The sequence below is a fragment of the Mojavia sp. genome (genome assembly GCF_059505145.1).
The window spans coordinates 49011-68797 of sequence record NZ_JCACKA010000079.1; the positions used below are offsets into that span (position 1 = coordinate 49011).

Consider the following 19787-nt stretch of genomic DNA (forward strand, 5'->3'; position numbering starts at 1 on the left):
TCACTTAATTCTGGGCAACCAAAACCAGATTGCCGCAACTCCAATCAAGAACAACCCAGCAATGCAAACTCCCGACCATTGCAGTAGGCTCCAACCGTAGGTTCCAATAACCGATCCGAGCGAAGCACCAAGAAAGGTTGCGACCATAAACACGGTATTGAGACGACTCCGAGCGTCCGGATCGAGACTATAAACTTTGACTTGATTCGCAACTAGTGCACCTTGGCTACTCAAGTTCAGTAAGACACTGCCAACAATCAAGCCCCAAAGTTGCGTGCCGAATTGCCAAAACATTAGATATGCAATGGTCGCCCCTACAATTGCCATCCCCACCATCAAGCGTAGGATTTTCGCTGTGACTCGATCTGCCATCTTCCCCAGTAGGGGTGCTGCCAAAATGCCAGCAATACCCACCAAACCAAATAAACCAACAGCATTGCTGCCGTAGGAATAGGGTGGGCGGGTGAGTAAAAATGCCAGTGTTGACCAAAATGCGCTAAATGCCCCAAACAGCATGGCTTGAATCAAACTAGCTGTACGTAATGCAGACTGAGATTCGATCAAATCCCACAGAGAACGCAGCAATTGTTCATAACTCAACTTCAACGTGGGTTGATACTTTGGAAGTAACTGAGCCGAAGCGATCGCCAGCAGTAGCATCACACCGCCTGCCAACCAGTAGATCGCCCGCCAGTTGAATTGTTCGCCAACCCAACCGCCAATTGGTCTTGCCAGTAAAATGCCCACAAACAGAGCACTCATCAAGTTGCCGATAATTTTGCCTTGTTCGCTGGATGAAGCTAATTGAGTCGAAAAGGGTAAGAGGATTTGAGCGACGATCGTCGTAGCACCAATGCCATAACTTGCCAGAATTAATGTTTTAAGATTGGGCGATAATGCCGCAGTGAATAAGTTAATAGCGGTGATCAACAGCATAATCACGATTAATCGTCGTTGTTCAAACCGATCGCCCAAGGGAACAAACAACAGCAATCCAGAAGCGTATCCCAACTGTGTCATTGTGGGAATCCAGCCAGCTTCCGCTACGCTTGCATGAAAACTGTGGGCGATCGCAGCTAGAATCGGCTGATTGTAATAAAGATTAGCGACCGCAAACGCGCAAATAATCGCCATCAGCCAAAAGATTTGAGGTTTCATGAGATTCGTTAGCCCCAGTTCTTGCTGGATTAGTTCAGATGTGGGATTCGATAGATCGGCGACGCGAATTTTAAGGGCCAAAAGCGTGGCGGCGAAGCTCTTTGGGAGCCGCTTTGCTAACGCTCCATCACTAAACGCTTGAAAACGGCTGAGGCTCATGAGGGAGGTTAACTGATTTGGAGCTTGAAACATAAACTTTTAAGCTTGTTGCACAATGGGTTCATCAAACCGATCCGTGCCATACATGGACTGAGAACGCTCACCAAGATCCTGTCCAGTTTTCCATAAATGCATTCCCAATCTCAGCTGATCGGTTTCCCAGGCATTCAGCGCACTAGGAACATGATGATTCTGAGCAACTAAGGCATCCGCAAGGGCGATCGCATTGGCAGCCCCTTTAGATACACTCGCTGCTGTATGCGGTCGAGGAATAAATGCCGCATCCCCAAGTAGCGCAATCCGACCAAATGCCATTTGCGGGACACCCAGATCCAAAATGGCTTGCACGAACGGCTCTTTTGTCGCCGCAACCAACTTTTGAAACGGAGTCACCAGCACGCGGTTTGCATAAGAGCGCATTTCTTGTTCAACGGCAAAAGCCATCATTCCCGGCGGAATGGAGTAGTCTCGCTGTTTGCCATGCTTGTCTGTCAGAATGCTAGGCAGTTCCGTTTTTTCATCGTAATTGACATACCAAACCCAGTTAAATCGCCGTTCTCCCGACACCAATGACTCATTCTCTCCTGGAATTACATATTGCAGAATATGAGAATTGCGAAACTGATAGAACACAAATCGCTCCGTGAAAATTGCCGCCGTTTCTGGGTCTAAATCTGGTTCGTTGACCAAACCTCGATAGCCAACATAGCCAGCATATAGTGGGCTGTAGGTCGGCAACAACAGTTGGCGCATGGTGGAATTCGCTCCATCTGCACCTATTAGTAGATCGCTGATTTCACGAGTACCATCAGCAAAAATTGCGACAATCTGTTCGCCTTCTAGTTGAAAATTTGTCAGTACTTTTCCTTGATGGTAGTGAGCATCTGGAAAATGTCGCCGCAGGTTGCCATAAAGCAAATTCCAAGAGGTTAAAGTTTGACGCATCGGCATTCTTTGGATGCTGCCATCCCGTTGTAGATAGTAGCGCTCGTGTGCTGGCACACCTAAAGCCTCATGGGGAATTCCTGCGCGTTGAAATGCCTCTACTACATCTGGCTGCAAAACGACACCGCCCCCACGACTATCGAGTGTGTGAGGCGATCGCTCATAAATATCTACCTGCCAACCTATGGAACGCAGAAGTGTGCCAGCAAATAGCCCTGCTAGTGAGCCACCAATGACAATGGCACGATTACCTGACAAATTCATCGCGTTTCCTCCAGATATTTATGGACAAACGTCACTGCCATTGCTCCCTCGCCTACTGCTGAAGCAACTCGTTTAATCGACCCGTGCCGGACATCCCCAGCTGCAAACGAACCAGGGACACTGGTTTCCAAAAAGAACGGATTGCGATCAAGTGTCCAATGTTGGAGCAGATATCCCGAATCGAGCAAGTCTGAACCTGTAATTAAATAGCCCGCGCGATCGCGAATGATGTTTGTATCCTTTGCCCATTCTGTGTTTGGCACACCACCAATACACACAAACAGGCGTTGCGTATCAACTTGCTGCACTGAACCATCACGGCTGTTGCTAATCTCAATTTGTTGCAGCGTTGTATCCCCAGCTAGCCCTGTCACTTGGGTATTGAAAAGTACCTCAATATTGCTGGTGTTCGTAATCCGGTTAATCAGGTACTGGGATAGGGTTGCTGCCAAATTATCACCTCGAACCAACATAGTTACCTTTTCGGCATGATCGGAGAAATAGATTGCAGCTTGGCCGGCTGAGTTACCACCACCCACAACAAAAATATGTTTTCCCTGACACATTAGGGCTTCGCTGGCACCTGCACCATAAAACAACCCGACATTGAGAAATCGGTCTTCATTAGCAAGATTGAGCCGTTGATACTCAACCCCTGTGGCACAAATGTTGGCACGGGCAATCATTTTGCTCCTATCTGCCATGTCTACATAAATTCGGTTGTTTTTGAATTCGGCTTTAATCCCTTCGCGCAAGAGCAGCAATTCAACTCCGAATTTAACTGCCTGCTGACGCGCTCGTTCTGCTAAGTCAGCACCACTAATTCCTTCGGGAAATCCCATATAATTCTCAATCAATGAACTGGTGCCAGCCTGTCCGCCGACTGCGTGTCGTTCAATTAAAACCGTGCGTAATCCTTCAGATGCAGCATAAACCGCAGCACTTAACCCAGCAGGCCCCGCTCCATAAATTGAGAGATCGTATTCTTTAAACTTGGGTTGTGTCACCCAACCCAGGCGCTGGGCAATCTCCAGAATAGTGGGAGCAAATATTTGCGTACCATCGGGAAATTCTACAACTGGTAATCGAATATCACTCAACGTTGCTAGACCGAGTGCTTGATAACAATCTTCATTACAAGAAAGCTCAATCCAATCAAACTCAACAACGCTACGATTGAGAAAATCTCGAATTTTGTAAGCTTCTGCTGAGTTTGGTTGTCCGTAGAGCCTGACTTTTCTGGGTTGAGAGGATAAGCTTGTTTGCTCTGCTATGGATGCCATGACTACAGGGATTTGTGGCAATTACGGTTAAATTCAACTGTTATACTGTCTGCAATTGTTTGATCGCAGTCTGCAATGCAGCTACAAATACCTCAACAGGTTGTGCCCCCGATAAAATTTCCCCTCCAATGCGAATCGCCGGGACACCGTAAATCCCTTGGGCGATCGCCTGCTGTTCCAATTCTTTGACTGACTGAATGCCTTGAGCAGATAGCAAGAATGCTTTGGCTTTGCCTGCATCAATGCCAACCTCAACCGCGAGATTGACTAAGATTTCAATTTCACCAATATTCTGCCCTTTGGTGAAGTAGGCGGCTAGGATACCTTCAGCTATCTGGGCCGCTTTACCTTCCCCAGCTGCAAACCAAGTCAATCGATGAGCATTAAGCGTGTTGGGTGTCACTTGCATCAAGTCATAGCGAAACTCAATCCCATCCGCAAGAGTAGCCTGTATCGTTTTTGCATCCAACAGTTGTGAATGTTCCCAACTGCCAAATTTTTGAGAACGATAGGTTTTGCGATCCATACCGATAGCAGGCATGTCAGGGTTTAGCTCAAAGGGATACCAGATTCGTTGTATGGCAATAGGAGAGCTAAGTTGTGCAATTGCTTGCTTGAGCCGCACATCTGCAACCAAACACCAGGGGCAAATAAAATCTGAGGTGATTGCGATCGTTAAAGTCATTGACAGATAAATTACTCCAGTTAATACATCTAATTATGTAAATTAAATTTGCCAAAATACATATATAAAGTAATTAATAAATGCTCTAACGCTTAAAATAAAAAGGAATTTTACAATCCAGACCTTATTTATTTAATCAAGTGATGTATAATGCTCAAAAGCTACTAGATGAAACAAGTTGGCAGATTCTCACGATCCTGCAAGAAGATGCCCGCATTCCTTTCAAAGAATTGGGGAAACGAGTGGGATTATCCGCACCAGCAGTCGCAGAACGAGTCCGCCGACTCGAAGAATCAGGGATAATTACTGGGTATCAAGCCAAGCTGAATTTAGACAAGCTAGGGTTAACCATCACAGCTTTCATCACAATCAAAGCATTTGGAGAGGGATGCTACAGGATGCGATCGCTGCTGCATGAATGTCCTGAAGTCCTATCTTGCTATCGAGTGGCGGGTAATGACCATTATTTAGTTGAGGTGGCTGTTACATCTGTCAGTCACCTGGAGCAAGTCGTTGATCGCTTTATCCCTTACGCGACAGTCACAACTTCCATTGTGCTTTCAGTTCCAATTGCTGAACGCACCATCAGCGATGCAATCTTCCCAAAAGCACCTCAAACAGACTAATGCGATCGCCCACAGTTTTTTGAATTATCAAAAAAATTTCCAGTTGAAGAACGGTATTCATTAACCGATCAAATCCGCCGCTCGCCGCGCTCTGTATGTGCAAATTTTGCAGAGGCTTGGAGAAAGAGACGATATGAAGCGGCATTTGTAGCCAAACTTAACGACTGCGAAGCAGAAGCAGCAGAAACTCAGACATGGATTAAATTTGCAGTTAAATGTAATTACATTGATGTTGAGAAAGGTAGAGAAATTTATGGGACTTACAACCAAGTTTTGGCAGGTTTTGTAAGTATGATAAATAATCCATCACCTTGGCTGATGCAACATTAAGTTGACTATGCGTTACCTCTACAACTTCTGCTTTATCGCATAATTATGGGAGAAAAATGCTCAATGTATTAAGTATATTTGAAAACTTCTTTCTCCAAGAGCCTCAAGAGCTTCCCCAGATCCAAGAGCTTCAACGGCGCAAGAATCGTGCGAAGTAATGGCTCTCATAACCATTGATGTGACTTGCTTGTGGCAAATAAAGTAAGAAATTAAGTTAAGACGTTTCTTACTTGGTGGTTTTTGAAAGCATTTTTAGCATCTGCTCTTGGGCGACGATCACCTACTGCAATGGTAGATTGTGAATTAATTGCCGTAAGTTTTAAAAACAGTGGACTGTCCGATTACAAAAGTCTGTGGACACTGGCTCTATCACATCGACTTAGTGCCAATGCCAATCGTATGCGAACCTTTTCATTATTCTCTGGAAGTAATAGATGGGTCAGGCAAGCATTATCACTGCATGTGGCTGTTTCCCAATATAGATAGTGCGGAAAAATTTGTTTACCTCAACTACTGGTTAGTTTGTGCTGCGGTTGAAAAAGGACGCAAGTTTCCTTCCAGGTTAAGTAGAAAGCGATATCAAATCTCAGAAATTAACTATCCAGTGTGGTTGCAATATTTAGATTGGATTGATTACTATAAGCGTTGGCTTGAAACCCAATCAGTATACTTCTGCCCCTTGCTGACGCAAGTACGCTACATCAATGGCTTTTACAATTGGACAAAACGAGCTTTAAGTTATTATGGACTGAAATAAAAATTTCAAAACTTAGTAGCGGTAACGAGAACTTGTAACGGATTGTAAAAAAAATGTAACTAAAAGTTTGCTTAAAAATTTAATAATTGCAGCTTATAAGTAACACAGTGGCTGTGCAGTGGACAAATAGATACTACAAATGTATTATTAAACTATTGTCGATTACAAATACTACAAGCATTCAATGAGCCGCAGATTTTCCTCAATGTTAAGTAGCGCGATACATTGCCGACCCAGCTGGGGTTTAGGCAGAGTAATCGCGCTATTTGCATTTGAGGTCAGAACATATCAGGTGAAGGGCGGTAAATCTGTAAACACTGGCGTGCAGAAAGCGATTTCCAGATGGCTAAATCCAGATCAGCTTATCCAGAGCGGGAGGTGCAAGTGTTGTCTAGCACCGACATAGGGCAAAAAGTATCAACGAAGAGACCCCCGCACCTGATGACCAGAGGCGGGGGTTATTTTTTGAGGAGTAAATCAACTTATGGAAGCTCAACCACCTTTTCAGCAATCACAAATATTACAAAATTCAGTAGTAGTGTTCTCCAAGAACTACCTACCACTGGCACGCATCAATATTAAACGCGCTGTTGTACTATTAGTCACGGGTCAGGCAGAATCGTTGGATTTGAGCAGCACCAAGCCTTGGGAAATTCGCTCTCCCAGCGTTGTACTACAAGTACCATCACACATCCGCTTGACTGTTGGCAATCCCGAACGGCACTGGAAAGTCCCGCCTGTAAACCGTCGTGAAGTGTTGAGACGAGACAACCACACCTGCCAATACTGCGGTAGTACTAAGCATCTAACGCTTGACCATGTAATTCCCAGATCCAAAGGCGGACAACACAGTTGGGACAACGTTGTAACAGCGTGCGAAAAATGCAACTCAACCAAGAGAGATCGCCTGCCACATGAAGCGGGAATGATACTGAAAACCAAGCCCAAAGCACCGATTCATCCAGCAGTTGCATTTGCCGAACAATTTTGGAACACACAACGCCTGAATGAAGCTGAGTAATTTACTCAATCCTAGCCAGAGAGGGCAATACCGCGATTACATCACAATGTCCTCTCACTTCTCAAAAAAATTTTTTAGTATGCCCTTGACACCTTGTAATACATTATGTAGTGTATATGTAGTAAAGCACTACAGCCTCTCAACAAGGCATAGAGCAAACACCTCAGAACCATGAAAACTGAATAATTGCCACCCAACGTGGGGGTGTAGCTTAGTCCGGTTTAAAGCAGTCGCCTGTCGAGCGAAAGATCGTGGGTTCAAATCCCATCATCCCCGTGTAGCCTTGTGGACAAATAGATAAGTCGCTGTGCCTCTCAAGCACGGAGGAGCGGGTGCAACTCCCGTCGAGGCTTCCAAATGTGTCCAGGTCGCCTAATGGTAGGGTATTGGTCTGCTTGCACCGACTGTGCGAGTTCAATTCTCGCCCTGGACTCCAGACGTTGCAGCGTCACCTAACGGCAAGGTACTCGGCTCATAACCGAGAGTATATGGATTCAACTCCCATCGCTGCGACCAAATGCACAGATGGTGTAATGGCAGCATCAGGGTCTCCAAAACCTTTGGTCAGGGTTCAAATCCAAGTCTTTGGCGTTGCCGTGTCCTAATCGAAAAAGCTTACATACTCGCCTAATGGTAAGGCAACTGTCTCTAAAACAGTCGTGAGCAGGTTCAATTCCTGTGTGTGAATCAACAGCTTTTTCAACTTACACGGCATACATGGTGCAGAAGCGAAGTGGCCGAGCGGCACGTCTTTCAAGCGTGTAATTAGCGGGTTCAAGTCCCGTCTGCACTGCCTCATGGGGTGACGAATGGTGATCGACAGCAACGAAACCAACAAACGGACGCTTGCTGGATAGGGGTTCGATTCCCCTTCACTCCATCTCTTGTGGATGTATTTCTACAAAGTGAACGTTGATTTGGGTCGGTATCCAAGTCCGGTTGAAGGAAAGCCGTCTGTAAAACGGATGCCTATGTGCTTCGTAGGTTCAAATCCTACCCGGCCCATTATGGAGAGATTGCTATTGGCAGGACAAGCTGTTTGCGCTCACAGTCGTGAGATTTATCATCTCACTGTGGGTTCAACTCCCTCTCTCTCCGCTGCGTGAGAACGTGGTGTAACTGGATAACATCTCAGATTACGAACCTTCAGGTTGGGGGTTCAAGTCCCTCCGTTCTCGCCTTATCCCCTGGTAGCTCAGTTGGTAGTAGCGCCTGTCTGAAGAACAGGAGGTCATCCGTTCAATCCGGATCTGGGGGACTGGCACATTGCCCCATAGCTCAATGGCAGAGCGACGCGCTGAAGGGCGCGGGGGTTGTAGGTTCGAGTCCTACTGGGGCAGCCATTTATTGGGAAGTAGGCAAACAGGCAAAGCCGTCGCACGAAGAGATGCGAAGTTTGAGGGTTCAATTCCTTCCTTAAGAGCCTATATATACTCCTGTAGCCCAATTGGAAGAGGCGGCTGTCTCAAAAACAGTCTGTGTGTGGGTTCAAATCCCACGCCTGAGTACCAATATCGGGATGTAATTCAGTGGTCTAGAAGCCTTGTTTTGGGGACAAGGAGCCGTAGGTTCAAATCCTACCATCCCGACCATTTGCCCTTGTGACGAAACTGGCAAACGTGCTGGTCTTAGAAACCAGATTTTGTGGGTTCGACTCCCACCAAGGGTACTGATACTCCCGTGGCGAAATTGGTAAACGCTTCCGTTTGAGGGACGGAATTTTTGCAGGTTCAATTCCTGCCAGGGCTACCAATTTATGGGAGTGTCGCTTAATGGATAAGGCATCGATCTTCTAAATCGACCGATGTAGGTTCAAATCCTACCACTCCTGCTGTATGGGGTCATAGCTCAACTGGCTAGAGCGTCCGCCTTGCAAGCGGAAGGTTAGGGGTTCAAATCCCCTTGATTCCACTGTGGTGTCTGAAGTCAAAGTGGTCGAGACGCTGGTTTGTGGAACCAGTCATAACGGGTTCGAGTCCCGTCAGACACCCCTTTAAGGAAGATGCCGCTAAATGGTCGGCAACCGGTCTTGAAAACCGGGGTGGGCGCAGACCCAGGGGTTCGATTCCTCCATCTTCCGCCTTCCACCTGAAGCCGAAAAGTGAGGCACTGTGCTGATAACACAGTGAAAGGAGGGGCAGTACCTCTAAGAGTGGATTTGTTTAAGAACTGAGCGCCTGTGCAATCTAAAATATGAAAACAGGCGCTCGCAAACTTATCTTTTAAAGTTTGTCCCGGCTTTTCTGTCTTGACATCAATACATCTATCAAAGAGGTACGCGAGGAGTTAAACGACTCTAAAAGTTGTACTATAGCTTCTTCTACAATCACTTCTTTATAAGGAGCATGAGCTTTTCCTAGCTCTAACTGGAGTGTAAGGTGCAGTTTGTCTAGCTGATGCAGTACATCTTCACTGATTTGAAACGTAGATTTACGCAATGAAACTTTTTCTATATTAACTTGTTGACTGGTTGACTTGTTAGCTTCCTTACTGGTTGACAGTTCATCTTGCAGACTTGCTGACTTGTCAGATTGTTGACTGGTTGACTTGTTAGCTTCCTTACTGGTTGACAGTTCATCTTGCAGGCTTGTTGACTTGTTGGATTTACCACTGGTTGATGGTTTATCTGGTTGACTGGTTAACTTGTCAGCTTCCTTACTGGTTGGCAATTTATCTTGCTGACTTGTTGACTTGCTAATTTGCTCAAACCCAGCTAAAACTTTATCGGTCGAAGACAACGGATCATTATCGTCATTTAATCTGGCGCGTCGTTTTGTCATCTGTCTTTTCACCTTAATTAGATTGCAGCAATTAAATTAGCGATTAACTGGTAAGGCTGCACCAGTTTGGGGTCTTTAGCATAGATGTGGATAGGTTCGCCAGCCAGATTTGACTCAGAAAACTTGATTGACTTCGGAACGGGTTCAAATATCCGAATGTTTTGTAGTCTCTTATTTAAGGAGGCTAAGACATCTTGAGTCATAACCGTATTTTCAGCCATTGTTGGCAATACTCCCAGTATTTGTAACTGGGGATTAAGACGTTTCTGGACACTTGCAACTGTTTCTAACAATGCAGCCAGCCCTTTTAAAGCAAAAAATTGACACTGCACTGGAATAAGAACTGCATCCGCAGCTGCCAAGGCATTAACCGTTAACAATCCCAAAGAAGGTGGACAGTCAATTAAGATGTGATGGAATTGCTTAAGTACAGGAGTCAGTCGCTCTTTAAGGATGGAGAAGTTACCTACCTTCATAAGCATTTCGGTTTCTCCCTTAGCTAAGTTGATGTCAGCAGGCAATAAGCTGAGTCCAAATTTAGTAGAAACTACTCCATCGATGACTTCTGCTTTTTCTGTAATAACGTCGTAGCAGCTAATCTGGTCATCAGCCACTTCTACTCCCAGCCCTGTAGTGAGATTACCTTGAGGGTCAAGGTCAACAGCCAAGACAGTATCTTGTTCAGCCAGCAGTCCTCCTAAAGAGATAGTAGAGGTAGTTTTGGCGACCCCTCCTTTCTGGTTTGCCAATGCGATAATCATTGAATTTTAACCAAGCATTTTGCTTACGAGATTACTGGCAAGTCATGAATATGGCAAGTTAGGTTGATAACCAGCCGAATTGTTAACAAGTTGGGTTGCCAACCAGCCAACTTGTTGACAAGTTAGAAAGTTATACTCCTGCCCTGTATGCTGGATGTAGAAGAGTACATTATTGTTCAAGGCTTGTTCTTGCTAGAACTTTTGCCAATCAAACTTAAGCGTAAGGATTTCAAATAGTGTTGGTGACAATATATCTAACTCTATTGGTTCACCAGTGTAGATGACATCTGGAAAATCTTGAGGGGTGAAAACTCCATGAGGGATACACTCTCCCACAAGCCACATCTTAGCTCGATAATCGATGCGCTCACCTGATGGTAAATCAATCCAAAAATGCGGCTCAATTTCTTGATTTTGCAGAGTCAAAACCCCAATCATCGGTTGATGCTCAATGCCATGATTAGTTAGTACAGTGTGGCAGATGCGAGTCATACCATCGCACTCTGTTTGAGAAGAATCATAGGGGTCAAGGAGTTGCTGAATTTTTTCCCTTAGTATCACCTCATACTCCTTAATCAATTTCTTCGGACACGGCTAAGTTTTGCTCTTGCATGATTGGCGTAATCAAATGGAATACCTTTGTTAAACCCTGGTGCAATGATTCTTGAGAAAAGTTATAGCCACACTCGGCAGCCATAGCCATGATTGCAGCTTTATCTTTTGCACCCATTGCTTCCATCAGTCGACCTAACAACACTTTATCTTGGAGAGCTGCTGCAAAAAAGTCCATAACTTGTAGTTCGCTTTGAGCGGCATTTAATGACTCATTCATTTTCGGACTCCTCTTGCCGAATCTCTACTACAGTGACATTGAAACTTTCCCACTCCTGCACAGTAAACCCCGCTTCGGTTTCATCTGGATACCGCCGTGCCATTTCCTGCCATGCAGCTTCTTCGTTGATTGCCCAGATATAATGCCCCTGGCGTTCTCTTAGGTCATTTTTACCAGTGGAGTCGTGTGAGTATAATGCGTTACGTGTACATCGATATTCGCGCATATTTTTTAGAAACTTGACTTTGCACCTGCTATTTTAAAACGTTGCTGGGTATTCAAACCCTGCTTTCCAACCATCATTACGTCCGCTTCCTAAAAGTCTTTGTGCTGTATTGTACATGGACTGCAAAAAATATCGTCGTTTTTGTTCCGTGTTGCCTGTTTGTTGAATAAGTGTTTCACGTAGCGGGTGGTGGCTGGTAATTAAAAATTCGTTACGCTTGTGCAGGCGATCCAAATATTTGGTGTTAGGGAGCCTATCAAATTTTCCTCCTTCGCCCCGGTTGCATTCTTGCGATGCTAAAACCAAGTTCCACACACCATCTATATTTTTTATACATTTGTTCAAAGAATGCGGAAAAAAGTGGTCTACATCTGCCAAATTCTCTGACCCTGGCTCAATTGAAATATCTGCAAATGAGTAGAAGCATTTACCTTTTTGGTAGCCGTTGAGGGCATCACGGCATGAGGTAACATCTACCCGCCGCCTGCGATCGCTCATTGATAGAGGCTACCAACAGGTGACATATAACTTGCATCCCGGCCACCCACTGTTTTATTGCAAAGATGTAATGCCTTATACACCAATAACTACTGCTAAAGCGGTTATTTTAAACGATAAAATTGCTCTAGCTCTAGTTGAGTAAATCAGTAAGAATTTGTGGCAGATGGCAAACGACCTATACAGTTATGTGAATTAGGTGTACATCTGTATTGTTTCATAGTTGTAATGATCAAAAATCTCGCCTACTACGTCAATAAGTTTGCCAATCTCAGGGTATCCCGTTCCAGTGGGGTTGCACCGAATAAACCCATTTTGCTGCTGTCAATTATCGAGATGATCAGCCAAGGGCAAATTAGGCTCAACCAAATTCCCCTGTCGGCTGAACTGATAGCCACCTTTCTCAAACTGTGGAGCCACTTAGAACCAGTACGCAAACCGGATATTGGAATGCCGTTTTTTCACCTCACCAGTGATGGATTTTGGCATTACCGAATGAAACCAGGATTTGAATCACTGATTGCAGCCAAGGTCAAGATCAGGACAGTCAGTACTATCAGCCAAACTGTAGAGTATGCCTACTTGGATGAGGAACTGTTTGAGATTCTGCAAAACTCAGAGGAACGAAGTATTTTGACCCACGTTCTAATTGACTCTTGGTTTAAGGAGCAAACCCAAGAGATTGAACAGTTACTTCAGGTCAATGCTTTTGCTGAATTACAGGAGCAGCTGCAACGCTCCGGCGGCAAAGTCTACCAACCAGAGGAACTGGAGGATGAACAGACAACAATTGTCAGGGATGCAGCTTTTCGCAAAATTGTAGTTTCAACTTATAACTGGCGTTGTGCATTCTGCGGGTTGCAGATACTCGACTCACTCGGACAGAACATTGTAGACGGGTCGCACATCAAACCATTCTCCCAGTTCTATGACGACCGCATCGATAACGGGGTTTCATTCTGTAAAAATCATCATTGGGCATTTGACCGCTTTTGGTTCACCATTGATGATGATTACACCATTATTGTTGCTGACAAGTTGCGGGAAGATTCACCCAATGCTAAACCGATGCGCGAGTTTAACGGAGATCGCATCATCTTACCCGCCCAAGTGCAGTATTATCCAAGACAAGATTCTCTAAAATGGCATCGAGAGGAATTTTTAAGGCGTGCTGCATGAGTAAAAAACCCAAAGGTTGGTATAAAGAAATTGTTATTCGTCCCGTTATTCATGTAGACGGTTACGAGAGCTATGAGAAAATGTGCGGTGTTGTTGCTGATATTTACTACTCAGCGGAAGAAGAAAAGCTACAGCGCGGATTAAGAACTAATCCCGCAGAATCGATGTATATCACCGTATATACCTTATTTAAAGTCGGTCAAGCTAAATGTCCAGCATATTGGGTGAACAAAGATTTACTCGAAGCACTCATGCAATCTGTTTTAACCGTTGAAATTGACAGTTTAAACTGGGCAATGAAAACGGGAATGTTTATGTTACCTAAAGGTGTAATTCTTTCTCCTGAAAATAAGAGTTCAATGCTATTTTTTGGCATTACGATAGTGAAGCTGATATTCTTTATTGGACAGCAACCGATGGGTCTAGTTTCTTTTGTCGCCGATTTAAATTTGATGCACAAAAACTTACCTATACCGGCTCTGAAGATATTGACCCTAAAGTAGTTGCAGGATTTAATGAATACTTGCACTCAATTTTCCTGCGATTAATTTTGTTAATGGAAGTCCGCCCCGAACTTGTAGATAAAACAAGCGAGGTAATTAGGGTTAATAAAGGATTTGGGAAGTCCCAAGCGCAAGATTTTTATCAACCACTTTGGCTCGGACAAAGATATATACTCAAACGTGAAGAGACGCAAAGCAATGAAGGTAGTAGTGGTTCACATGGTACTAAGAGCATCCATTGGCGCAGAGGCTTCTTACGTAATCAACCTTATGGACAAGGCAGGCAGCAACGAAAGCTAGTTTGGATTGAGCCAGTTCTAGTAATGGGTGGAAAAGAATTATAATCAGCAGATGGAATCTTTAGAAACGATACAAGCACTTCATTTAGCAGTCCAAACATTAAGTGAGATTGAAAATTTGTCGATTGATGATGATATCAAAGAGCAATTAACTAATAAAGTTTTAGCAACTATTGGGATAGAAATAAATCAAGATAAACAATATGAACCTGGAAGTCAAGAGAAGATTATTAGAACTATTAGAAAACTAGGTGGTAGTGCTACTCGTGCTGAGATTGCATCAAATACAGGTATGAATCCTAACTCAATTAGTTCATTGCTAAATCAACTGACTAAAAAACGTACAGTTGAAAAAATTCAACTTAAGAAATCACCCGTTAGAAATCGTAGAGGGCTAGAACCTGAATATATTTATAAGCTTTTGGAAAATGAATAATTGCATCCTAAGTTTCATGAACGGCGGCTGGGTCTTTCAACTTAACCGGCGTTGCTATGGATACAATTTTGTTAGCGGGGCTTAAACAAAACTGAAAGACGAAAAAGGATATAATGCTTAATTAGCATAGCTTTCACATTGAAAGAAGCTCATGAAAGAAACCACTACCGCAGCCATGCCCCCGTGCTTTGAAAGATGGTGTCAAAGATTTGATGATGTGTTTAGTCATAAAGCCCAAAAAAGAGAATTTAGACACTATTTAGGGGGATTATTAGGTGAAAGTGAGAGAAAGAACCTGTTTCAAATGGCTTCTAATGCTGTAGAGGTTACTTACCACCGATTACACCACTTTTTAACCGAAGCACCCTGGTGTAGCGATCGGGTGAATGAGCGTCGGTTAGAAATTATGAACAAGTGTAGTCAGACGAGAATCAGTAGAGGCTTTAGCCTCATAATTGATGATTCTGGGCATAGGAAAAGTGGAAATTTTACGGATGGAGTGGGGAGGCAATATATAGGAGAAATAGGTAAAACAGATAATGGAATAGTAGTGGTAACAACGCATCTATATGATGGACGAAAAAGCTTACCATTAGATATAGAGTTATATCAGCACGCAGATTCTTTAGCCGAAGGAAAACAAGACGCAGAGTTTGAGAAGAAACCAGAATTAGCAATTAAATTAATAGACCAGACTTTAAATCGTGGTTATCAACCAGGAATAGTCATTGTAGATGCTGGATATGGCAACAACACATCCTTCTTATTAAAATTAGAAAAGCGGGGATTGAAGTATTTAGGTGGATTCGCTAAGAATCGCAAAGTCACAGTCAAGGAAAAAGAGAATCTTCCACAAACAATTAGAATAGACGAATTAGCGCAGAGTTTATCCAAAGAGGCTTTTACAGAAATTCAACTTAACTTAGATAAGCCCAAAAAATTATGGGTTGTAACTAAAGAAGTAGAAATATCAGGTCTAAGTGGAAAGCGAAATATTGCTATCGTTATGAATGCTGCGACATTTTCACTTGCTACTGATATTGACTATTTTATCACCAATATTTCCTCATCAATTGTCACACCACAATGGATAGTTGATACTTATGGTGATAGAAATTGGGTAGAGGTTTTCTATCGAGAAGCCAAGGGATGGTTAGGACTAAAAGAATATCAAGTCCGTGATAAAAGGAGTCTAATTCGGCATTTTATCTTAGTTTTCTGTGCCTATACTTTTATTCTTTGGCATCAGTTAACTGGGGGATTAAGACGAAGGTGGGCGAGCATTCCTTTGAATACTTTTACTGAAGCTTTAGAGGCCTTTAGAACGGCTATGTCTTATCGATTTTTCGATTGGTTAACACTGAATCGTGACCTGTTTGCCTCTTATAAAGCCACTCTCGGCTACATTTGGGCTTGATTTTTGTTTAAGTCCCGTTAGCTAAGGAATCATCATGATGACAGACGATGAACTCAATGCCAAATATGAATCTGGTCAAAACCGAGTAATTCAAGAAGTTGACAGGATAAAACTACCTGCATTATTTGAAAATATTAGGTCGAATCCTAACTACATGAAGATTAATAATGATAGTCAATCTGGTGTTAATTGGGATGAAGTTAAAAAATCCCAACTAATTGAATCTTTCATTATTAATTTTCCTGTCATGCCGATTGTCGTCTACAAAAAGTTAGATTATACATACGAAGTTATTGATGGCAAGCAAAGGTTGAAAGCAATTGTAGATTTTTACAGTAATAAATTAGCTTTAAACGGACTAGAAATTAAGACAGAATTAAACGGATGCACCTATGCTACCCTTCCGCTCAAAGTAAAGACAGAACTTAATCGCCATTCTCTATCTTTGATAACTATTATCCCTGAATGGGATAGTAGTGCTGAAGAAATAGCAAAATTAATAGAGGTTGTTGCAAATCGTCTTAATTAAAGGGTGGTGATCACATCAGGACAAAAACATATTGACACCACAATGTACATCCGTCACTACATCGATTGAGTTTGGTTTCTAATAGAAAAATATGAACACACTACAACTAAACCCAGGGGATAAAATTGGAGTATTTTTCTATGACGACAAGCGAGGCACTAAAGCAGTAATTGAAGAAATTGCTAAAGTATCACCAACTGGTATAGTTACTTTAAAATCAGGTACTCGCTACACTTCAATAGGAAAAGAAATTGGCGCTCTTGGCGACCCGACTTATTTATGCACCGTAGAAAAAGCTCAAGCTGTCATAGATAAAGCAGCACAACGTAAGCAACAAAAAGAAGAAGAATATAAGGCATACTTAGCATCACCGGAAGGCAGGCGTGATAAAGCTGCGGCTTTGGCAGTACAGGCTGCTATTAAAGCAATCAATCAGTACGGTTGGTATGCCGATGTTGACGGTCACATGGATGTAATGGAAACAGAAATTGAGCAAATTATTAAAAAATATCTTAGTGAACACGAACCTATTAATTAAATTATTATGTCTCATACTTTTAAACATACATTTCAAGGTAAAGAATATCGTGTTCTCCTTGAGGTAACAGACTGGCGTATATTTGGACATGAAGAACTATGGACGATTGAAGAAAAACAAAGACTATATAAGGATAAAATAACTATCTCAGCTTACGCTTTACCTCAAACCATGCCTTCTAAAACACGTTTTAAAAGAATTGGTGAAAGTAATACGTGTATTTTCTGGCAACAAACTAATAGTGAGCAATGTCAAGAACTTTTTACTGAAGCTTGGGAAAAAGTGAAACAGTGGACTGGGCTATCAGATGATAATTTACCTAAGAGATTTAAGCAGTATTTAAGTTAAATTTTTTACTTAAATAAAAATCAATATTAATGGTTAATTGAAGCAATAAGTAATAAGCAGAGGTAAATCATGAATAAAGAAGAGCGGCTAAGGCAAGAAAACGAAATCCTAAGAGCAATAGCTATTCAAGCTAAACGACTATTGTTAAGCGATGAAATACCAGATGCTACACCAGAAGTAATGAATCTGTGCGAACTGATTGAACGCTATGAACAAGAAAATGGTGAACTTGCGCCTCAACTGAAACTTTATGGTAAAAAGCCTTGGTATGCAAGGTTTGATGAAAAAGGACAAGTTGCTGACTTGCAAGAAATATTGGCTTTGTCTGGTGAAAAATAGTTGGGTGTTAAATACTATGTCTTGGTTATATGTGCCATACAAAGCTCCAGAAGAAGTAAAGCAAGATGACAGTCTTTTGGAATTGAATTTTGATAAAGTTTTTTTTGAAGAACAGGAAGATGGTTCAGTTTATTTTGAATACGAAGCTGTATCAACAAGGGGGGATGGTAGCTATTCCTCCGCTGGTAGTGGCTGGGATAATTTTTCTGTAAAAGTAACTAAAAATGGTGCAATCACTGGACTTGGTTCTCGCAGGCATAGAAAATGGATTGTCCATGTTTTCACTTGGTACAAGATAGCTAAGAAAGAAATTAATACGAATTTATCAAGTAATTTTGTTGACACTTTAATTTTTGAACCACTCTCTTAATCAATTATATTAAGTAGTTGCTCTCATCAGTACAATGTACTACGGATATCGTTGTTATACAAAAGAAGATGAGCCTTTAGGTTGGCTATACACATTTAGTTGTGATACTGAATATGCTTGGACTAATAGAGATTTACATTGGTGCAAGCGTTGGAAGACAGAACGAGGTGCAAAAAAACATTTTGATAGTTACAACAAACGCTGGCAGTTCAAAAGTCAAGGGGGCTATCTCAAAATTGAGGTAATGCCAGAAATTATTGAGAGTGAAAAATCACCTCAGCAGCGTTGGAATGAAGCCAATCGTGATGCACTTTACCAAGCTCAAGAAAATTACAACCAGAAGCGACCTATAATGTCATTTCGTCCAAAAGCTGAACTATTGGAATGGCTGGAACAGGAGCGCAGGTCAGATGAAGATGGTGAACCTGAGACTGATGCAGCACTTCTAAATCGGAAGTTAGAAAAGTTGAAAAATTTAGAACAGCAAGGATTATAGTTTGATGACTAATAATGAAGTGATAAGCAATGTGTTTAAAAATCAGCAATACATGACTCCAGAACAACTAAGTATTGCTCATGAATTTCAAAATCTGATAGAGGCTGAATATGCGCTTTGTACTGTAGAAATGAAAAGAGCTAATCAAGCGGCAGCATCTAAAGCCACCTCAACAAACCCAGATGAAAAGCAATCAGTAAACTATGCCTGTTCGGAAATTGATGCCATTCGCAAATATTGGTATAACAGATTACTCCATCTGATTCAATTAATAGAATATAGAGATCCTCATTTGACTGAAGAATTAGCAAGTAAGTATTTAAATAATGAGTAGTAACTTAGACCGTCTGCTGGCAATACTAAAACAGCAAGCCGACTTAATCGATAACCTTAACACTCGTTCCGATTTCCGCTACAAAAGTACACAAAAGTTAGTTTTGGATTATGGTAAGCCTTTTTTAAAAAGTGTTAAGTCACCATTTAAGGGTCAACCAAAATCATGCTTTGAGAATTGCTTAAAAGCACTGATCAATTTTCCACAACTCAATTACTGCGAGGGATTTGCTATTAGTGATTATGTTGATATAGCCGTATCCCATGCTTGGCTGGTCAATAATGAGGGAGAATTGATTGATCCAACTTGGATAGGAAAAAACTTTAAGGGCAGCACTTACTTTGGTGTAGTGTTCAATAATGATTTTGTGGTGGAAATGGCACAAAAGAATAAATGTTATAATGGTCTAGTTAGTCGCTTTAAAGCTGACCCTGATGCTTGGCGTGAAACTCTAAAACTCTGGTGTGGAATAGCTTCTGATAGTACAAATTTAATTACAGAAGTCTGTAGAGTAAATTCAGTTGTTGCATTTGAATGTTTGGCTGATGTTCAAAAGGTTGATTCGGTATTAGCTGATGAAATTATTAATAGCTTTAAATCCGAGCTATGAGTAGATGGAAACGAGGACATAGTAAATCATGCCTTTGCTTCTGTTGCGGCAGATGATAGAAGAC

Annotated in this window: 26 protein-coding genes, 16 tRNA genes and 1 pseudogene; 33 read left to right on the forward strand and 10 right to left on the reverse strand. The window is 42.4% G+C overall.

Annotated elements, in window-relative coordinates; translation table 11 throughout:
* Genes AC5JL8_RS23130 through AC5JL8_RS23145 form a run of 4 tightly spaced genes read right to left on the reverse strand, consistent with a single transcriptional unit; the run spans position 1 to position 4494 of the window.
* Positions 1-1350 (reverse strand): MFS transporter, encoded by a 1350-nt coding sequence (locus tag AC5JL8_RS23130; protein WP_495882032.1) that lies wholly within the window; start codon positions 1348-1350, stop codon positions 1-3.
* A 6-nt stretch (positions 1351-1356) separates the two neighbouring features.
* Positions 1357-2526: an FAD binding domain-containing protein gene (locus AC5JL8_RS23135; protein ID WP_495882033.1), complete on the reverse strand. Its 1170-nt coding sequence runs from the start codon at positions 2524-2526 to the stop codon at positions 1357-1359.
* Positions 2523-3809: an NAD(P)/FAD-dependent oxidoreductase gene (locus AC5JL8_RS23140; RefSeq protein ID WP_495882034.1), complete on the reverse strand. Its 1287-nt coding sequence runs from the start codon at positions 3807-3809 to the stop codon at positions 2523-2525. The genes AC5JL8_RS23135 and AC5JL8_RS23140 overlap by 4 nt, the downstream gene beginning before the upstream one ends.
* 40 nt (positions 3810-3849) lie before the next feature.
* On the reverse strand, positions 3850-4494 hold the full coding sequence (locus AC5JL8_RS23145; protein ID WP_495882035.1) for a DsbA family oxidoreductase: 645 nt from the start codon (positions 4492-4494) through the stop codon (positions 3850-3852).
* 143 nt (positions 4495-4637) lie between these two features.
* On the opposite strand from AC5JL8_RS23145, the gene AC5JL8_RS23150 reads away from it, so the two are divergent.
* From AC5JL8_RS23150 to AC5JL8_RS23245, 20 genes and pseudogenes are all read left to right on the forward strand, one after another.
* Positions 4638-5120 carry an Lrp/AsnC family transcriptional regulator gene (locus AC5JL8_RS23150; protein ID WP_495882069.1) on the forward strand — a complete coding sequence of 161 codons (483 nt, stop codon included), beginning with the start codon at positions 4638-4640 and terminating at the stop codon, positions 5118-5120.
* 12 nt (positions 5121-5132) lie between these two features.
* Positions 5133-5450 (forward strand): annotated as a pseudogene (locus tag AC5JL8_RS23155) (four helix bundle protein); the annotation flags it as partial.
* 388 nt (positions 5451-5838) lie between these two features.
* The gene (locus AC5JL8_RS23160; RefSeq protein ID WP_495882036.1) at positions 5839-6207 is read left to right on the forward strand and encodes a hypothetical protein; all 369 of its coding nucleotides are present in this window, start codon (positions 5839-5841) and stop codon (positions 6205-6207) included.
* A gap of 484 nt (positions 6208-6691) precedes the next feature.
* Positions 6692-7228 (forward strand): HNH endonuclease, encoded by a 537-nt coding sequence (locus AC5JL8_RS23165; protein ID WP_495882037.1) that lies wholly within the window; start codon positions 6692-6694, stop codon positions 7226-7228.
* A gap of 200 nt (positions 7229-7428) precedes the next feature.
* Positions 7429-7504 (forward strand) — tRNA-Asp (locus AC5JL8_RS23170).
* Between the two features lie 3 nt (positions 7505-7507).
* Positions 7508-7584 (forward strand) — tRNA-Glu (locus AC5JL8_RS23175).
* 5 nt (positions 7585-7589) lie between these two features.
* A tRNA-Ser gene (locus AC5JL8_RS23180) sits at positions 7590-7664 on the forward strand.
* A gap of 5 nt (positions 7665-7669) precedes the next feature.
* Positions 7670-7744, forward strand: a tRNA-Ile gene (locus AC5JL8_RS23185).
* A gap of 203 nt (positions 7745-7947) precedes the next feature.
* A tRNA-Glu gene (locus AC5JL8_RS23190) sits at positions 7948-8021 on the forward strand.
* Positions 8022-8147: 126 nt separating this feature from the next.
* Positions 8148-8233 (forward strand) — tRNA-Tyr (locus AC5JL8_RS23195).
* A 4-nt stretch (positions 8234-8237) separates the two neighbouring features.
* Positions 8238-8326: transfer RNA gene (locus AC5JL8_RS23200), tRNA-Arg, on the forward strand.
* Positions 8327-8332: 6 nt separating this feature from the next.
* A tRNA-Arg gene (locus tag AC5JL8_RS23205) sits at positions 8333-8406 on the forward strand.
* Positions 8407-8412: 6 nt separating this feature from the next.
* Positions 8413-8486, forward strand: a tRNA-Phe gene (locus AC5JL8_RS23210).
* A 9-nt stretch (positions 8487-8495) separates the two neighbouring features.
* Positions 8496-8571, forward strand: a tRNA-Phe gene (locus tag AC5JL8_RS23215).
* Positions 8572-8666: 95 nt separating this feature from the next.
* Positions 8667-8739: transfer RNA gene (locus tag AC5JL8_RS23220), tRNA-Leu, on the forward strand.
* A 4-nt stretch (positions 8740-8743) separates the two neighbouring features.
* Positions 8744-8820, forward strand: a tRNA-Pro gene (locus tag AC5JL8_RS23225).
* Positions 8821-8823: 3 nt separating this feature from the next.
* Positions 8824-8897 (forward strand) — tRNA-Leu (locus AC5JL8_RS23230).
* A gap of 89 nt (positions 8898-8986) precedes the next feature.
* Positions 8987-9059 (forward strand) — tRNA-Arg (locus AC5JL8_RS23235).
* A 6-nt stretch (positions 9060-9065) separates the two neighbouring features.
* Positions 9066-9139, forward strand: a tRNA-Ala gene (locus AC5JL8_RS23240).
* A gap of 5 nt (positions 9140-9144) precedes the next feature.
* Positions 9145-9218: transfer RNA gene (locus AC5JL8_RS23245), tRNA-His, on the forward strand.
* A 232-nt stretch (positions 9219-9450) separates the two neighbouring features.
* Here AC5JL8_RS23245 and AC5JL8_RS23250 read toward each other — a convergent pair.
* The 6 genes from AC5JL8_RS23250 to AC5JL8_RS23275 all read right to left on the reverse strand — a co-directional run bounded on the left by AC5JL8_RS23250 (position 9451) and on the right by AC5JL8_RS23275 (position 12325).
* Entirely contained in the window at positions 9451-10008 is a 558-nt protein-coding gene (locus AC5JL8_RS23250) for a hypothetical protein (protein WP_495882038.1), read from the reverse strand.
* 17 nt (positions 10009-10025) lie between these two features.
* Positions 10026-10769, reverse strand: coding sequence for a ParA family protein (locus AC5JL8_RS23255; RefSeq protein WP_495882039.1), 744 nt, complete (start codon positions 10767-10769; stop codon positions 10026-10028).
* Between the two features lie 192 nt (positions 10770-10961).
* On the reverse strand, positions 10962-11330 hold the full coding sequence (locus AC5JL8_RS23260; RefSeq protein ID WP_495882040.1) for a hypothetical protein: 369 nt from the start codon (positions 11328-11330) through the stop codon (positions 10962-10964).
* Positions 11331-11340: 10 nt separating this feature from the next.
* Positions 11341-11601 (reverse strand): Nif11-like leader peptide family natural product precursor, encoded by a 261-nt coding sequence (locus AC5JL8_RS23265; RefSeq protein WP_495882041.1) that lies wholly within the window; start codon positions 11599-11601, stop codon positions 11341-11343.
* Positions 11594-11827: a hypothetical protein gene (locus tag AC5JL8_RS23270; RefSeq protein WP_495882042.1), complete on the reverse strand. Its 234-nt coding sequence runs from the start codon at positions 11825-11827 to the stop codon at positions 11594-11596. Before AC5JL8_RS23270 ends, AC5JL8_RS23265 begins: the two co-directional genes overlap by 8 nt.
* 33 nt (positions 11828-11860) lie before the next feature.
* A complete protein-coding gene (locus AC5JL8_RS23275; RefSeq protein WP_495882043.1) occupies positions 11861-12325 on the reverse strand; it encodes an HNH endonuclease domain-containing protein in 465 nt (154 codons plus the stop codon).
* A gap of 159 nt (positions 12326-12484) precedes the next feature.
* Between AC5JL8_RS23275 and AC5JL8_RS23280 the strand changes: the two genes are divergently transcribed.
* The 13 genes from AC5JL8_RS23280 (at position 12485) to AC5JL8_RS23340 (ending at position 19723) form a co-directional block, all read left to right on the forward strand.
* Positions 12485-13504, forward strand: a complete 1020-nt coding sequence (locus AC5JL8_RS23280; protein ID WP_495882044.1) for an HNH endonuclease — start codon at positions 12485-12487, stop codon at positions 13502-13504.
* A complete protein-coding gene (locus AC5JL8_RS23285) occupies positions 13501-14007 on the forward strand; it encodes a hypothetical protein (RefSeq protein WP_495882045.1) in 507 nt (168 codons plus the stop codon). The genes AC5JL8_RS23280 and AC5JL8_RS23285 overlap by 4 nt, the downstream gene beginning before the upstream one ends.
* A gap of 53 nt (positions 14008-14060) precedes the next feature.
* Positions 14061-14351: an AcrVA2 family anti-CRISPR protein gene (locus AC5JL8_RS23290; RefSeq protein ID WP_495882070.1), complete on the forward strand. Its 291-nt coding sequence runs from the start codon at positions 14061-14063 to the stop codon at positions 14349-14351.
* A 7-nt stretch (positions 14352-14358) separates the two neighbouring features.
* Positions 14359-14742, forward strand: coding sequence for a hypothetical protein (locus AC5JL8_RS23295; protein ID WP_495882046.1), 384 nt, complete (start codon positions 14359-14361; stop codon positions 14740-14742).
* A 151-nt stretch (positions 14743-14893) separates the two neighbouring features.
* On the forward strand, positions 14894-16159 hold the full coding sequence (locus tag AC5JL8_RS23300; RefSeq protein WP_495882047.1) for an IS701 family transposase: 1266 nt from the start codon (positions 14894-14896) through the stop codon (positions 16157-16159).
* Between the two features lie 34 nt (positions 16160-16193).
* Positions 16194-16688: a DUF262 domain-containing protein gene (locus AC5JL8_RS23305; protein WP_495882048.1), complete on the forward strand. Its 495-nt coding sequence runs from the start codon at positions 16194-16196 to the stop codon at positions 16686-16688.
* A gap of 91 nt (positions 16689-16779) precedes the next feature.
* Entirely contained in the window at positions 16780-17226 is a 447-nt protein-coding gene (locus AC5JL8_RS23310) for a hypothetical protein (protein WP_495882049.1), read from the forward strand.
* A 6-nt stretch (positions 17227-17232) separates the two neighbouring features.
* Positions 17233-17574: a hypothetical protein gene (locus AC5JL8_RS23315; protein WP_495882050.1), complete on the forward strand. Its 342-nt coding sequence runs from the start codon at positions 17233-17235 to the stop codon at positions 17572-17574.
* 69 nt (positions 17575-17643) lie between these two features.
* A complete protein-coding gene (locus tag AC5JL8_RS23320) occupies positions 17644-17913 on the forward strand; it encodes a hypothetical protein (protein WP_495882051.1) in 270 nt (89 codons plus the stop codon).
* A gap of 16 nt (positions 17914-17929) precedes the next feature.
* Positions 17930-18283, forward strand: coding sequence for a hypothetical protein (locus AC5JL8_RS23325; RefSeq protein WP_495882052.1), 354 nt, complete (start codon positions 17930-17932; stop codon positions 18281-18283).
* A gap of 34 nt (positions 18284-18317) precedes the next feature.
* A complete protein-coding gene (locus tag AC5JL8_RS23330) occupies positions 18318-18779 on the forward strand; it encodes a hypothetical protein (RefSeq protein ID WP_495882053.1) in 462 nt (153 codons plus the stop codon).
* A 4-nt stretch (positions 18780-18783) separates the two neighbouring features.
* The gene (locus AC5JL8_RS23335; RefSeq protein ID WP_495882054.1) at positions 18784-19113 is read left to right on the forward strand and encodes a hypothetical protein; all 330 of its coding nucleotides are present in this window, start codon (positions 18784-18786) and stop codon (positions 19111-19113) included.
* Positions 19106-19723 (forward strand): hypothetical protein, encoded by a 618-nt coding sequence (locus tag AC5JL8_RS23340; protein ID WP_495882055.1) that lies wholly within the window; start codon positions 19106-19108, stop codon positions 19721-19723. Before AC5JL8_RS23335 ends, AC5JL8_RS23340 begins: the two co-directional genes overlap by 8 nt.
* Positions 19724-19787 lie beyond the last annotated feature (64 nt).

Bases quoted from the DNA above. Each gene is read 5' to 3' on its own strand.
- AC5JL8_RS23265 (WP_495882041.1), bottom strand. From the start codon at position 11,601: ATGAATGAGTCATTAAATGCCGCTCAAAGCGAACTACAAGTTATGGAC.
- AC5JL8_RS23305 (WP_495882048.1), top strand. From the start codon at position 16,194: ATGATGACAGACGATGAACTCAATGCCAAATATGAATCTGGTCAAAAC.
- AC5JL8_RS23160 (WP_495882036.1), top strand. From the start codon at position 5,839: ATGCCAATCGTATGCGAACCTTTTCATTATTCTCTGGAAGTAATAGAT.
- AC5JL8_RS23275 (WP_495882043.1), bottom strand. From the start codon at position 12,325: ATGAGCGATCGCAGGCGGCGGGTAGATGTTACCTCATGCCGTGATGCC.
- AC5JL8_RS23300 (WP_495882047.1), top strand. From the start codon at position 14,894: ATGAAAGAAACCACTACCGCAGCCATGCCCCCGTGCTTTGAAAGATGG.
- AC5JL8_RS23315 (WP_495882050.1), top strand. From the start codon at position 17,233: ATGTCTCATACTTTTAAACATACATTTCAAGGTAAAGAATATCGTGTT.
- AC5JL8_RS23335 (WP_495882054.1), top strand. From the start codon at position 18,784: ATGACTAATAATGAAGTGATAAGCAATGTGTTTAAAAATCAGCAATAC.
- AC5JL8_RS23130 (WP_495882032.1), bottom strand. From the start codon at position 1,350: ATGTTTCAAGCTCCAAATCAGTTAACCTCCCTCATGAGCCTCAGCCGT.
- AC5JL8_RS23140 (WP_495882034.1), bottom strand. From the start codon at position 3,809: ATGGCATCCATAGCAGAGCAAACAAGCTTATCCTCTCAACCCAGAAAA.
- AC5JL8_RS23145 (WP_495882035.1), bottom strand. From the start codon at position 4,494: ATGACTTTAACGATCGCAATCACCTCAGATTTTATTTGCCCCTGGTGT.
- AC5JL8_RS23285 (WP_495882045.1), top strand. From the start codon at position 13,501: ATGAGTAAAAAACCCAAAGGTTGGTATAAAGAAATTGTTATTCGTCCC.
- AC5JL8_RS23255 (WP_495882039.1), bottom strand. From the start codon at position 10,769: ATGATTATCGCATTGGCAAACCAGAAAGGAGGGGTCGCCAAAACTACC.
- AC5JL8_RS23270 (WP_495882042.1), bottom strand. From the start codon at position 11,827: ATGCGCGAATATCGATGTACACGTAACGCATTATACTCACACGACTCC.
- AC5JL8_RS23165 (WP_495882037.1), top strand. From the start codon at position 6,692: ATGGAAGCTCAACCACCTTTTCAGCAATCACAAATATTACAAAATTCA.
- AC5JL8_RS23325 (WP_495882052.1), top strand. From the start codon at position 17,930: ATGTCTTGGTTATATGTGCCATACAAAGCTCCAGAAGAAGTAAAGCAA.
- AC5JL8_RS23250 (WP_495882038.1), bottom strand. From the start codon at position 10,008: ATGACAAAACGACGCGCCAGATTAAATGACGATAATGATCCGTTGTCT.
- AC5JL8_RS23295 (WP_495882046.1), top strand. From the start codon at position 14,359: ATGGAATCTTTAGAAACGATACAAGCACTTCATTTAGCAGTCCAAACA.
- AC5JL8_RS23330 (WP_495882053.1), top strand. From the start codon at position 18,318: ATGTACTACGGATATCGTTGTTATACAAAAGAAGATGAGCCTTTAGGT.
- AC5JL8_RS23320 (WP_495882051.1), top strand. From the start codon at position 17,644: ATGAATAAAGAAGAGCGGCTAAGGCAAGAAAACGAAATCCTAAGAGCA.
- AC5JL8_RS23340 (WP_495882055.1), top strand. From the start codon at position 19,106: ATGAGTAGTAACTTAGACCGTCTGCTGGCAATACTAAAACAGCAAGCC.
- AC5JL8_RS23135 (WP_495882033.1), bottom strand. From the start codon at position 2,526: ATGAATTTGTCAGGTAATCGTGCCATTGTCATTGGTGGCTCACTAGCA.
- AC5JL8_RS23310 (WP_495882049.1), top strand. From the start codon at position 16,780: ATGAACACACTACAACTAAACCCAGGGGATAAAATTGGAGTATTTTTC.
- AC5JL8_RS23150 (WP_495882069.1), top strand. From the start codon at position 4,638: ATGTATAATGCTCAAAAGCTACTAGATGAAACAAGTTGGCAGATTCTC.
- AC5JL8_RS23290 (WP_495882070.1), top strand. From the start codon at position 14,061: ATGGAAGTCCGCCCCGAACTTGTAGATAAAACAAGCGAGGTAATTAGG.